Raw genomic sequence first — 13,925 nt, forward strand, 5'->3', positions numbered from 1 at the left:
ATGAGGGAGCAACGAGTGACCCCGGAGCCCCGCCGCTATCCCCACGCGGAGCGGCAGGACATCGTCGAGGAACTGCACGGTCTGCGCGTCCCCGACCCGTACCGCCGGCTGGAGGACGCCGATTCCCCTGCGACACTCCGCTGGAGCGCGGAGCAGGAAGCGCTCTACGCGGCGGAACGGGCGTCCTGGGCGGACCTGGAGCGCTGGAAGGCGGAGGTCGCGGCGATCGACGCGGTGGACCGCGTCCGCTCGCCCAAGGTCCGCGGCGGCCGGGTCTTCTGGCTGCGGCAGGACGCCGGTCAGGAGCATCCGGTACTCATGGTGGCGCAGGCCGGGACGGACACGACGCAGCGGGTGCTGCTGGACCCCAGTGCCCTCGATCCGTCCGGACGCACCGTGCTCGACGCCTGGGAGCCCTCCGTGGAGGGCGATCTGCTGGCCTTCCAGGTGTCACGGAACGGCACCGAGGACTCGCTGCTCCGGGTGCTCGACGTGGCCACCGGGAAGGTCGTCGACGGGCCGGTGGACCGGGTGCGGAGGTCGTCGATCGGCTGGCTGCCCGGCGGTGGGGCGTACTACTACGTCAGAAACCTCGACCCGCTGCTGCACCCCGGCGAGGGGCGCTACCACCGCCGCGTGTACCTGCACCGGGTCGGCACGGACCCCGAGGCGGACGCCCTGGTCTTCGGTGAGGGGCGGGACAGGACTCAGTTCTACAGCGTCTGCGTGACCGCGGACGGCCGCTGGCTCGGCGTCACGGCCACGCTCGGCACCGGCCGCGGCACCGACCTCTACCTGGCCGACCTGTCGGCGGGGCCGCTCGAACGCCCGGAGCTGCGGCCCGTCCAGGAGGGCATGGACGCCGCCACCCGCCTGTACGCGGTGCCCGGCACCGGTCCGCGGGACCCGGTGTGGCTGCGCACCGACCGCGACGCCGCTCGCGGACGCGTCGTCGCGTGCCCGCCGGCCGACCTGCACCTGGGCCCCGGCGCCTGGCGCGAGGTGATCCCCGAACGGCCCGACGCGGTGCTGACCCACCTCGTCGTGCTGTCCGGTCCGGAGCTGAAGCACCCGCTCGGCCTGGCCGCCTGGACCCGCAACACGGTGGCCGAGCTGACCGTGCACGACCTGGTCGAGGGTCGGCAGACCGGCACGGTCCCGCTGCCCGGCACCGGTGCGGTCGGCGACTTCTCGGCCGGGCCGCCCGGTGGTCACGAGGCATACTTCGCCTACACCGACTTCGTCACACCCCCGCAGGTGCTCCGCTTCGACGCCCGGACGGGTCGTGCGACGCGCTGGGAACGCGACGCCCCGGACGCCTCGGGCGCCGGCGGCGCGGTCACCCGCCAGGTCGCCTTCCCCTCGCGGGACGGCACGACGGTGCGCATGTTCGTGATCTCCCCCACCGGCCGTCCGGACGTGCCCCGCCCCGCGCTGCTCACCGGCTACGGCGGCTTCGGCAGGACGATGTCGCCCCGGTACCGCGCCCAGGTCCTCGCCTGGGTCAGGGCCGGCGGGGTGTTCGCCTGGGCGGGCCTGCGCGGCGGCGGGGAGGAGGGCGAGGCCTGGCATCTGGCGGGCAGCGGGAGGAACAAGGAGAACACCTTCGACGACTTCGCCGCGGCCGGGGACTGCCTGATCGCGGAGGGCTGGACCGAGCCGGGCCGCCTCACGATCATGGGCGGCTCCAACGGCGGGCTGCTGGTGGGCGCCGCCCTCACCCGGCAACCGGGGAAGTACGCCGCCGTGGTGTGCATGGCCCCCCTGCTGGACATGGTCCGCTACGAACTGTCCGGTCTCGGGCCCAGCTGGACGCCCGAGTACGGCAGCGCGCAGGACCCCGCCCTGCTGCCGACGCTGTTCGGCTACTCCCCCTATCACCGGGTCACGCCCGGGACCGCCTACCCGGCGGTGCTGCTGGTCGCCGCGGACGGCGACACCCGGACCGATCCGCTGCACGCCCGCAAGATGTGCGCCGCGCTCCAGCACGCCTCTTCCGGCACCGGTCCGGTGCTGCTGCGGCTGGAGCGCGGTGTCGGTCACGGCGACCGGTCCGCGTCCCGCGCGGTGGCCCTGCAGGCCGAGTGCCTCGCCTTCCTGGCGGAACAGGTGGGGCTCCCGGCCCCGGAACGTCCCGGTCCGGCGACCCCTTGATACGCCGGCTCCGGCCGCCCGACGGGGGCGGCCGGGGCCGGTCCGGGAACAGCGGGCTCGGCAGCCGCACGGTGCGGGAGCGCGGCGGCCGATCGGCCCGGGGCACCGCTCAGCCCGCGGTCGGCACGGGGGTGCCGAGTCCCGAGCCGCGCGCGTACAGCCGTATCAGGTGCGGCAGTTCGTACTGCGCCGCGTGCGCGGTGACCTCGCCGCAGGGCGACGTCACCATTCCGGCGTCGATGAGCGCCTCCACCACCCGTACGGCGTGCCGCTCGTCGCAACCGAGGGCCTCGGCCGCCTCGGTCAGGCCGAAGGGACCTTCCCCGGTGCCCGCGGCCAGCCGTCCCGCGTCGCGGCCCCACTCCTGCGGCAGCGCCTCCCAACCGTGGGCCAGCCACCGCCGGACGGACACGTCCCCGGAGGTCAGTTCGTCCAGCGCCCCCGCGGGGTCGGTGAGCCGGTCCGCGAACTCCCGCAGCGGCACGTGGCGGAGCACCGCGAGCCGCATCCCGCTCACCCGGACCGCCAGCGGCGAACCGCCGCAGGCGCGCACGATGCGCAGTGCGGCCTCCCGGTCCGCGCGCACCCGGCCCTGGCCGACGAGCCCCGCGAGCAGCTGCACGGACTCGGCGGTGCCGAGCGGCGGGACGGAGACCCGGTGCACGGGCGCCAGACCGCCCAGCTGGCCGTGCGCGGTGAGCAGCACGCTGCCCCGCCCGCCGCCCGGGAGCAGCGGTCGTACGGCCCGTTCGTCGGGCACGTCGTCCAGGATCACCAGCACGCGGTGCTCCGCCAGCCACTCCCGCCACGCCTCGGGCTCGGACAGTCCCATCTGGCCGGTCCGTTCACCGAGCTCCGCGAGCACCGTCGACAGCGAGCGGGTACTGCCGTCCGCGTCCCGAAGGGAGACGCAGAGCCGCCCGTCGGCGAACCGGTCGCCGAGCAGGTGGGCGGCCCGCACCGCCAGCGTGGTCTTCCCGGCCCCCGCGGGGCCTGACAGCAGCACGACGCGGCCGGCGCTGTCGTCCTCGAAGAGGTCCATGAGGTGGCGCAGTTCCTCGCCGTGTCCGGTGAAGTCGACGAGGTCGGGCGGCAGAGCGGCCGACGGCCGGGCGGCCGCTCCCGCCCCGGCCCGGTGGCCACCCGCGAGGATCATCCGGTAACGCGCCGCCATGGCTCCACCCGGCTCCAGACCCAGCTCCCGGGCGAGGAGCTGCCGGTAGTCGTCGTACGCGGCGAGCGCCTCGGCCTGCCGGCCGGACCCGCTCAGCGCGCACATCCAGGCGGACCGGAGCCGCTCCCGGAGCGGGTGCCGCTCCACCAGGTCACGCAGCCCCTCGACCACCGCCGGCGCACCGCCCAGCTCCAGCTCCGCCTCCGCCCAGCTCTCGTAGGCCGTCAGATGGCGCAGCTCCAGCCGCTCGGCCTCCTCGGCCAGCCGGGGCGACTGCCGCAGATCGTCGCCCAGCGGCGGCCCCTGCCACAGGTCGAGGGCCCGGCGCAGCAGTCGGGCGGCCGGGCGGGGCCCCTGCCCCTCAGCGGCCCGCACCAGGGAGCGGAACCGCAGGAGGTCGAGCTCTTCCTCTGCCACGCGCAGCATGTATCCGCCACCCGTGTGGGTGAGCCGCGGCCGGTCCCGGTCGTCGTCCCCGAGCAGCGCGCGCAAGGCACTCACGTACACCTGGAGGTTCTTGCGGGCGGTGCGCGGAGGCTCCTCCTGCCAGACCGCGTCGGTCAACGCGTCGACGGACACCGGGCTGTTGGCGGAGCCGAGCAGGGTTGCCAGCACGACCCGCTGCTTCAACGGGCCGAGGGGCAGCGCCCGGTCGTCCCGGTGGACCGTGAGCGGGCCGAGGACGGAGAACCTGAGCGTGCCGGGCGGCACTGCGGGCTGCGCTAACGGACGCGGCATCGAGCGGACCTCCGTAGGGTGAGGGGAGTTGGTCGGTCCACTCGATGATCTGCGGCCCGTACCCGTCACACATCGGTACCGGGCCCGTACAGTCGCGCCGCCGGTGACCGCGTCATGGGGGACCGGGCCCCCATATTGACGGGACCGTCCCCCATCCCGGCGTCGCAACCCGGTGAACCGTGCCGGTCACGGCACTGGGCCGTCTCTTTTGGATCTTGCCGGGCGGCGCGGGCCCGGCCGGATCGGAAAGAGACGGCCTAGCCATCCGCACACTCCGCCGACAGGGCGCACAGTGCCGAGCGGTCCGCGGAGCCCGTCTTGATCATCAGACTCGCCATGTGCTTCTCCACCGTTCGGGGCGATATGCACAGCCGCTGGGCGATCTTCTGATTGCCGGGCCGCTCCGCGAGCAGCACGAACACCTCGTACTCGCGCGGCGTGACGCCCGCGGTGCGCAGGCCCGCGGGGATCCGCTCCCGGCCGCCCCGGCGCTGCGGGACGCCGGCCCCCGCCTGCCGCAGGACGGCCCGGCAGGCCCCGGCCACCGCGGGTACGCCCGCCTCGTGGAAGTACTCCTCGGCGGTCCGCAGCCAGGCGACCGGCTCACCCCAGGAATCGGCGAGCGCCGCCTCGGCGGTCAGCCGCAGGGCGAGATGCCACGCCTGCGGGAACACCGTCGCCGCACGGCCGGCCTGCTCCACGGCGCGCTGCGCCCCCTCGGGGTCGCCGTCCCGGCCGCGCAGCACGGCGTCCGCCATGCCGAGGAACATCCGGTTCCAGGCCAGCTGTCCGCCCGGCGAGGCCAGCGCCTCGCGGTACGCCTCCCGGCCGGCGTCCTCGCCGTCGAGGATCCGTAACAGGGGGCCGAGCCCGTACCGGCCGCTGAGGTAGAAGAAGCTCGGGTGCTCCCGCTCCCAGGCCAGCGCCGCGTCGAGCTCGGTCCTGGCCCGTTCCCGGTCCTCCCCCATCAGCGCACCCACGGCCTGGCACAGCCCGCGCTGCAGGGGCACGAGCATGGACTCCTCGCCGCCCGCCCGGCGGAACCGGACCAGGGCTCGGTCCTGGTCGCGGGCCCGGCCCTGGTGAGCGGCGAGCGTGGCGTCGACGAGGAGCAAGTAGCGGTGCGTCGCCAGGTTCTGGAGGCGGGCGCTGGCCTCCACCGACCGCTCGACGATCCCCCGGGCCCGGTCCCATCGCCCGCCCAGCACGCTCTGCATGGCGAGCAGCCCGTCGACGGCCTGGAGCAGGGCCAGCGAACCGAGTTCGTGAGCCGCCGTGCGGGCGGTCTCCAGCCGGGTCGCCTCACCGGTCCGCATGAACGCGTTGGTGCCGAGCCGCACCAGTGCCTCGGCCCGGTACAACGCGAGCCGGTGCTCCTCGGCGACCGTCAGCATCCTTTCCAGGCAGGCGTCGGCCTCGTCGAACCCGCGCTCCCGGGACAGCATGGCCAGCAGCTGCCACGCCTGGCAGGCCACCACGGGCCGGCCGCGCTGCTCCGCGGTGAGCGCGGCACACCGGGCGGAACGTTCCGCCTCTTCCAGTCGCTCGCGGCCGTCCTGGCCGCCCCGGCCCACCGGGCCGCGCCCCTCGCCCCGGCCGTGTTGCTCCGGCAGCAGGGCGAGATGGCCCTCGACCACCGCGAGCGCCGCCTCCTGCTCCGGGCGCGGGGCGCCCCCGAGCAGGACGCGGGCCGCCCGGATCCGGCGGCGCGCCTCCTCCTGCTGCTCCGCCATGGTCGCGACCCACGCGATTTGGGTGTGCGCCTGGGCCCGTTCCTCAGCGGCACGCGACCCTGCGGGCGCCGGGGGAAGATCGTCGAGCAGTGCGGCCGCCTCGTCGAGCCGCCCGGACTCGGCCTGGGCGATCGCCAGCTGCACCGTGACCTCGTCCCGCTCCTCGTCGGCCGCGAGCCCCCGGGCGCGCTCCAGCAGCACGGCGGCCGAGCCCGACGCACCGGCGTCCAGCATCTGCCGACCGACCTGGGCGAACTGCCGGGACGCCGCCACCTTGTCGCCCGCCGCCAGTCGCAGAGTGGCCACCAACTGGCGCTGATCTCCGGAGAGGTCGCCGGCGGACTCCTCGATGGCCGTCGCCGCGCGCCGGGCCAGCGCGGCCTGCTCGGCGGGCGGCAGCGATGCTCTGAGCGCGTCCGCCGTCAGGACGTGACGGAAGGTGTAGTGGTCGTGGGCGGCCCCGTCCGGGGCGATGATCCCCACCTCGGAGGCCGACCGGAGGTGGGAGAACAGCGCCCGGTCGTCGAGTCCGGTCACCGCCCTGAGAGCCCCGACGGAGAACCGGCCGCCGAGCGTCGCCGCGACGAGCAGCAGTTCGCGCACCGGTTCGTCGAGCCGGTCCAGCCGGCGCGCCCAACTGCGGACCGCGCCCGTCGGTACGGTCGCCTCGCCGTCCTCCGCAAGCTGCCACCCGCCGTCGGCCCGGCTCAGCCGTCCCGTGTCCAGCAGATCGGCCAGAAGTACCTCCACCAGGTACGGGTTCCCGCCCGCCCATTGCGAGAGGTGCCGATGCGCGGCCGGGGGCACCTCACCCGGTCCGGCGTCCAGACACGCGGCCGCCATGTCCCGTACGGAGGCCTCGTCCAGCGGCCTCAGCTCCCTCAACGAGGCGGTGTTGCGCAGCTCGGCGGCGAGCGCGAGGTCCAGCGCCGGGCCGGGATCGGGCCGGAGCGTGCCGACCAGGAGGATCGGCAGCTCCGCCACGTTGTCGACGACGTATTCGACGACCGCGATCGTCTCCGTGTCGGAGTCGTGCAGGTCCTCCAGCAGGATCACGCAGCCCCGCTCGCGGCCGAGCACCGCCAGCAGCCTGAGCAGCGCCTCGGCCAGTTCGACCAGCGAGATCGCGTATCCGGGCGCCCCCGTGGCAGCCCGCCATTCCGGCACGAGGCCGGCCAGCGCGGGCCGGTAGGGCTGGAGTTCCGGGTCGTCAGGAGCGCCCGCCGCCCGGAACCGCGAGGACAGCGCCTCGACGAGGGGCCGGAAGGGCACGACGAGCCCGGTGGACGTGGCACGGCCGCGCAGCACCGGCATGTCCCGGTCGTACGCGCGTAACGCGCACTCGCCGGCCAGCCGGGATTTGCCGATCCCCGCCTCGCCGACGAGGAACACCGCCCGTCCGGCGCCCTTCCCGACCCTCTCCAGGCTCTCGTCCAGCAGCCCGATCTCGGCGTCCCGCCCAACGATGACCGACGACGTCGCTCGCATGAGCGCAGGCTACTTGATCTTTTTCGCGCACGGCAAAGGGCCGGGGAAACCCCCGGCCTCCGCCCGATCCGTCAAGACGTCATCCCGGACACATCACCGGGCGACGTACGCGTCCTCCCCTCAGAACAGGGTGAGGGAGCCGGTGGTCCAGGGCACGTCCACGGAGGCGGCAGCGTCACATTCCCCTGATCGGAGCAGGCGGCCGCGCAGCCCCAGCATCCCGCTCGCCCCTAACATCACCTCGCCCACCGGGTGTTCATGGGCCGCGGTCTCCGCGCCGGCGCTGCTGTCGACGTACCTCACCGAGTCATTGATCTGCATGGTCATCGTCCGTCCTTCGTATCCGCGGGAGTGGTGGTCGTGTTGGGCTGTGCGGTGGTGCGGTGTGTCAGGTCGTGCGGTCGGGGTGCTCCGTGGGGGAGCACCGCAGACGGCGGTCGTACGTGATGCCGGTGGGCGCTCCGGCGGCGGCCGCCGGGCCCGTCCTGCCTATCGGCCCATAGGGGGTGTCTGCAGGAGGAGCAGGGACGGGACGCGCTCCGGGAACCCCGCCCGGAGGAGTCCGTGCCCGATCCCCGCCAGCCCGGTCAGCAGGCCGGGATGCGGAACCCCGTCCGGGGCGCCGCTGCGGGCACCGGTCTCCTCGACGGACGCGAGGAGTGCTCCGGCCCGACGGATCCAGTGGGGGCGCACCTCCGGGACCGCGCCGTGGCCCAGGAGTTCGCACAGTCCGGCCTCGCCGTGGCAGAGGCTGTCGTCGGCGGCCGGCCTGTCCCGGCCCAGCCCTTCGACGGTCCTGCGGGACCAGGCCGCGAGCTGCGGGTCGTCCAGGGCGCCCGGCGCGTCCAGCACCGCGAGCGCGATGCCGGCGCGCCCCCGGCACCAGGCCGACGCCCGGGCCCCGTACGCGGGACCGTCGGCCGGTGAGCCCACGGAGGCTCCCCCGTGGCCCCCCGGACCCCGGCCTTCGTCCGGCTCCCCGCCCACGGCCGCCCGCAGCGCGGACAGGCCCGCGAGCCGGTACCGCTCACTGCCCTCGGCCGCCCCGCCCCCGGACCCCGCGGTGGCCCCGGCCGCCTCGGCGAACCGCAGCAGGGCCCATCCGAGCCCGGCGGCCCCCGTCGTGAAGCCCCGCCCGCCGGCCATGGGATCGACCGCGGTCAGCCGGTCCGCGCAGGCCTGCGCGTCGCGCCAGATCTCCTGTGTCTCGTCCCCGTCCCCGGCAGCGGCACCGGAACCACCACCGGCCCGGTGGGCGGCCAGCAGTGCGACGAGCCCGCCCGCGACGCCCGCACCCACCCCGTGCTCCCCCTCGGACAGAGCCGCCTCGCCCGCCAGCCGCAGCATGGCGGACGCCCATGAGCCGACCTCCGGATCGTCCAGCAGCCGTGCCGTCTCGGCGAGCGCGTACGCGATGCCGCCGAGGCCGGAGAAGGCCCCCGAGCCCACCGCGCAGAGGTCTGCGGGCCGGGCGCGCAGCGCGTCGAGCAGCCCGGGCACCGGCGCCAGGGCCGTACGGGCCACCTCCGCGTAGTGTCCGGCCCCGGTGAGCGCCGCCAGTTGGGCCAGGAACAGGGCCGGCCCGGTGTACCCGCCGGCCAGGTCGGCCGGCATCGGGCCGATCCGCCAGTAGCGCTCGTCCAGGAGCTCCAGGCCGATCCAGTTGCTGCGCGGTCCTTCGCGGTACGCGAGGGAGACCAGCCGGTCCCCGACGGACCGGGCGGCCGACAGCAGCCGCTCCGGCTCCGGGGCGCGCTCCGCCGTACGGGTGCGCCGGTCCCGGGCGGGCCGGTGCACGGGCGCGCGGGAGGCCGTCGCCATCGCGGCCCGCACGATCCATTCCTGGTCCTGGCGGTCGACCGTGTCCAGGGCGGCGAGCCTCGCGGCGACCCGGGCGATCCCGGACAGGTCCGTGCGGCCGGCCAAGGGCCGCTCCGGCGCGCCCCACAGACGGCCCTGGCCCGGACGGGCGGTGAACAGCGGTACGTCCCCCGCCCAGAGCTGGGCGATCTCCTCGTCCACCAGGTCGGGCGCGAGGGACGTCCCGAGCGCGTCGGTCCGCAGGGTCTCCAGAATCCGCTGCCGCTCACCCGCGTCCTTCAGCAGATCGGGGTGCGTCGACTCGTCGAGCAGCGTGCTGTACGCCCAGGTCGGACGTACCAGCACCCGCACTTCGTCCTCGGCGAACGCCTTCAACAAGGGCGTCTCGTGCAACAGTTCCTCTCTGGCCGCACCGATCGCCGTGTACCCGGCGCGGAATCCGGCGCAGAGCGCCTCGATGTGGGCCGCCGGCTCGATGGGCCCGCCCTCCGCAAGACGTGGCCGGTTGGCGGACTCCCCGAACCTCCCGGCCCTGCGCACCAGGCGCATCCGGTCGGTGCCGGCGTCGGCCCAGTCCGCCCGGACGACGGGCGACACCGCTTCGCGGCCGCCGCCGACCGCGGACACGTCCAGGGCACTGTCGTCGCCCACCAGCAGCTGGGGCAGCAACCCGACCCGGTACACCGAGTCATGGAGTGCGCGGGCGGCGGGGTCCTCCGTGGTGGTGCCCGCCAGCGGCGGGTGGAACAGGGTCTCCACGTCGACCAGCACCGGGTGGGCGCCGGCGGCGATCAGGTTCTCGTGGTGCAGGTCGGTCCCGTCGATCAGGTGCAGCAGCGCCAGCAGCGCGCCCTGGCGGCGGTAGAACGTCTCGACCTCGGCGGCCGAGGCGCAGGGCCCCGCGGCGACGAACTCCACCCACCCGTAGTCGCCCCGGTCGAGCAGCCGCAGCGTACGGAGGTCCACGCAGTCGGGCAGCCGGTTGAACCAGGCAACGAGGTCGTTGAAGTGGCGGTGCACGGAGAGGGGCCGTGGCTTGTACACCAGCCGGGTCCCGTCGGCGAAGCGCAGCAGCATCACGCTCCGTCCGCCCCGGTGCCCGTCGCCGGCGCCCGGCTCGAGGCCCACGAGCGGTCCCGGATCCCCGCCGGACTCCTCCAGGAGACCGGCGGTCAGACGGGCGTGGTCGTCCGCCAGCCGCTCCAGCGCCTGCGCGACGGCGTCCGCCGCGTCGAGCGCCGCCCGCCCCAGGATCCGCGCCAGCACCGGCCGACCGGCCAGCAGGGCCACCAGACCGCGCCGGGACGCGCTACGCCCCAGGAAGTCCCGGAACCGGGCCCGGGTGTCGTCCCCGGCGAGCTGCCCGGCGCTCCGCGCCTGGTACAGCTCCAGCACCAGTGTCCGCGCCGCCGTCCGGGCCAGCCTGCCGCTGAGGTGCCTCTCCAGGTCGTCCCGCACGGCGGTCATGTCCACGAGCCCGCGCGCCCGCCCCGACACGCCCCGCTCCAGCCGCTCCCCGGCGCAGACGGTGAACGGTCGCAGCACCCACTCGAAACCGCTCAGCCCCGGATGGTCCCCCTCGGGCGCCACGGCCTCCTCGGGCGCGGCGGCCGACGCCTCTTCGGCGAACGCGGCCCAGTCCGGACGCCCTTCACCCCCGCCACCGCCGACGAGCCCGGCCTCCCACCACCGCTCGACCGCCGACAGCGAAACCTCGTCCCGCCCCTGCCCAGCCACTATCGCCCCTCCTCGACCCCGACCCACCGCTCCGCGCCACGCCCGATCCTCGTACGGGGGGTGCCTCCCCCGCATGGGGAAGAGTCCCCCATGTTTTCCACCCCGCTGCCACATGAGGAGGGCGATCCCGCCCGATACCGGTCGCATGCCGCCGCCGAACCCTTTCCATACCTGCCGGTCCTAGCGTCTGGCACGACACGTCCGGCACGACCGTTGTGGCCGCCCGCTACCACCCTGCAAGGAGATCCCGTGCTCGAAGGCTTCGGCGAAGCGCTCGCGGACCGGGAGTACTACCTGCCGCTGCCCAGCGTGGCCGACCCCGGGCCGCGCTTCGCCCCCGGCGAGGTGCCGCCTGGCCTGCGCGGCGCCGCCCAGGGCATCTGGACGGTCTGGGGCAGTCCGCGGACCGGGCTCGCCGATCAGGGCTGGAAGATCCACGTGTCGGCGCGGCTGGACCGGGCGCAGCACGTGCTCGACACGGTCGCGAAGATCTGCTTCTCCGAAGGCGTGCCGTTCAAGCACCTGAGCGCCCGGCTCTTCTTCCTGTTCCTCCATCACAAGCACGCCGGGCGGGCCCAGGCGGGCAAGTTCTGCGCCGTCTACCCGCCGGACACGGCGACCGCCCGCCGGCTGCTGGAACGCCTGCGCGACGCGCTCGACGGGGAGGAAGGGCCGTACGTCCTCACCGACCGGCGCTTTCGCGACTCACGGACGGTCCACTACCGCCACGGCTCCTTCGGGGCCCGCAGCCGGCTGCGCGCCGACGGCACCCGGGAGGGGCTGGTCCGCGACGGCTCCGGCCGTGAGGTCGTGGACCTGCGGCTGCCCGCCTTCCACCTGCCCGCGGGGATAACGGACCCCTTCGTCGAGCAGGAGGAGCAGCCGCACGCGGGCCCGATCATGATCCGCGACTACGAGGTGACCCGCGCGGTGCGCCTGAGCAACGCCGGCGGCGCCTACCAGGCCCGGGACCGGCGGACCGGCCGCACCGTCTTCCTCAAGGAGGCCCGCGCCCACAACGGCCTGGTCTTCGACGGGACCGACGCGCAGCAGCGGCTGCGGCACGAGTACCGGGTACTGCGCGAGCTGCACGCGGCCGCCCCCGGGGTGGGCCCGGAACCGCTGGACCACTTCACGGAGTGGGAGCATGACTTCCTCGTCACCGAGTTCATCCCGGGGCAGCCGCTGGTGGGCTGGCTGAGCCGGTCCTCCCCGCTGGCCCGCGCCGACCGCACGGCCGAGTCCGTCGCCGCGTACTACGAGGCGTGCCGGCGCCTGCTGGCCGCTCTGGACACCTCGCTCGGGCGGCTGCACGGCGCCGGCTACCGGTTCGGTGACCTCAGCCTGGGCAACGTCCTGGTCACGCCGTCGGGCGAGGTCCGGCTGGTGGACTTCGAGGCGGCCTCGGCGCTGTCCGCGGCACCCTCCGGGATGGGCACCCCCGGGTTCACGCCGCCGCCCGGCCTGCGCCGGGCCGACACCGATCCGCTGCTGCAGGACCGGTACGGCATGTCGGCGGTCGCGTTCGCCTTCCTGGCGCCGTTCCACGAGATCGCCGAGCATGCGCCCGCCAACCTCGCCCTGCTGCGCCGCGACCTGGCGGACGTGGCTCCGCCGCAGGACCTGTGGCAGCGGGCGACCGCCTTCCACCTGACGGAGGACCAGGCGCAGGACCAGAACGGTCCCGGCCGTCTGCCCTCCCCCGCCGAGCTGGACGGCGATCCGCGCGGCTGCCTCACCCGGCTGGCCGAGGAGGTGGCCGCGGGGCTGCTGGAAACGGCTGACGCCGACCGGCCGGACTGGGCCTTCCCGCCCTCGCCCGAGGCGTTCCGGACCAACAACCTGTGCCTGGCCTACGGCACGGCCGGGGTGGTGCACGCCCTGCACCGCGCCGGGGTTGCGGTGCCGGAGGAGATCCACGAACGGCTGCGCCGCGACACGCTGGCCCTGCGCGACGCACTGCCCCCCGGACTGCTCGTCGGCTCGGCCGGCATCGCCCGGGTGCTGGCCGGCCTCGGCCGGCTGGACGAGGCCGTCGACCTGCTCCGGGACGCCGACGGCCACCCGCTCACCGCCTCCTGCAGCACGCTGGCCGGCGGGCGGGCCGGGGTCGGCCTGGGCTGGCTCGCCCTGCACCGGCTGACCGGGGAGAACAGCCACCTGGAGCGGGCCGCCGCGGCAGGGGAGGGACTGCTGCGCACCCCCGACCTGCAGGCCACCCTCGGCGAGCACGATGCCCGCGGCCTGCTGCACGGCCGCTCGGGGCTCGCACTCTTCCTCCACCGCCTGGCCCGCGACACCGGCGAGGCCCGCTGGCTGGAGGCGGGCCGCCCGCTGCTCCACCAGGAACTGGACCGGACCTTTCCGCTGGACGACGGCGCCCTGTCCGTCTCCGACAACGCGCAGCTCACCCGTGCCATGCCGTACCTGGCCACGGGCGCGGCCGGTGTAGCGACGGTACTCACCCGCTACGTGGCCACCGCGCCCGACGAGCGCTGCGCCGCGGCGCTGCCGAGGCTGGTCGCCGGCATCCGGGTCTCCTGCGCCACGAAGGAGGCGGGCCTGTACCGGGGGCTGGCCGGACTGAGCTGGTTCCTGACCGGGCACGCCGAGCTCACCGGCACGGACGCCGCCCGCAGGGACGCCGTGCGCGCCGCAACCGGCCTGCTGAAGTACGCCGTCCCCTACCGGCGCGGCGTCCGCTTCCTCGGAGCGGGCTCGCAGCGGTTCACCGCCGACCTGTCCAGTGGCGGGGCCGGTGTCCTGCTGGCCCTGCACCGCCTGCTGGCCGGCCCGCTCCTGACGGATCCCCACGACGCGCGCCCCCGGATCCCGGCAGCTGGCTGACGGCGCCGGGCGGGCGGGCGTCCCATGAACACCTGGGCACGGCGGCGAGCAACTCCGTGCCCAGGTATGCAGTTCCCGACCGACACAACCCCGAGAAGAAAGAGGAGAGCATCCATGAGCCAGATCCTCGCGCTCCAGGCACTGGACACCGAGCCGGAGACCTACGCCTTCCCGCCCTGCTTCAGCGTCGCCTGGAGCATGATGGACATCTTCCCCGAGCCGATGTAACGAGC

At 75.1% G+C, this 13,925-nt stretch carries 6 protein-coding genes; 2 read left to right on the forward strand and 4 right to left on the reverse strand.

What is annotated here, in order from left to right; all coding sequences use genetic code 11:
- A complete protein-coding gene (locus tag ACWGE1_RS23380) occupies positions 1-2,154 on the forward strand; it encodes a prolyl oligopeptidase family serine peptidase (RefSeq protein ID WP_453422434.1) in 2,154 nt (717 codons plus the stop codon).
- A gap of 109 nt (positions 2,155-2,263) precedes the next feature.
- Here ACWGE1_RS23380 and ACWGE1_RS23385 read toward each other — a convergent pair whose 3' ends face one another.
- The 4 genes from ACWGE1_RS23385 to ACWGE1_RS23400 all read right to left on the reverse strand — a co-directional run bounded on the left by ACWGE1_RS23385 (position 2,264) and on the right by ACWGE1_RS23400 (position 10,845).
- Positions 2,264-4,066 carry a BTAD domain-containing putative transcriptional regulator gene (locus tag ACWGE1_RS23385; RefSeq protein WP_453422435.1) on the reverse strand — a complete coding sequence of 601 codons (1,803 nt, stop codon included), beginning with the start codon at positions 4,064-4,066 and terminating at the stop codon, positions 2,264-2,266.
- Between the two features lie 257 nt (positions 4,067-4,323).
- A complete protein-coding gene (locus ACWGE1_RS23390) occupies positions 4,324-7,287 on the reverse strand; it encodes a helix-turn-helix transcriptional regulator (RefSeq protein ID WP_453422436.1) in 2,964 nt (987 codons plus the stop codon).
- Between the two features lie 120 nt (positions 7,288-7,407).
- Positions 7,408-7,614 carry a hypothetical protein gene (locus ACWGE1_RS23395; protein ID WP_453422437.1) on the reverse strand — a complete coding sequence of 69 codons (207 nt, stop codon included), beginning with the start codon at positions 7,612-7,614 and terminating at the stop codon, positions 7,408-7,410.
- 162 nt (positions 7,615-7,776) lie between these two features.
- The gene (locus ACWGE1_RS23400; RefSeq protein WP_453422438.1) at positions 7,777-10,845 is read right to left on the reverse strand and encodes a type 2 lanthipeptide synthetase LanM family protein; all 3,069 of its coding nucleotides are present in this window, start codon (positions 10,843-10,845) and stop codon (positions 7,777-7,779) included.
- A 249-nt stretch (positions 10,846-11,094) separates the two neighbouring features.
- Between ACWGE1_RS23400 and lanKC the strand changes: the two genes are divergently transcribed.
- Positions 11,095-13,692, forward strand: a complete 2,598-nt coding sequence (gene lanKC, locus ACWGE1_RS23405) for a class III lanthionine synthetase LanKC (protein ID WP_453422439.1) — start codon at positions 11,095-11,097, stop codon at positions 13,690-13,692.
- Positions 13,693-13,925: the final 233 nt, after the last annotated feature.

It is taken from the genome of Streptomyces sp. NPDC054932, from assembly GCF_053610205.1.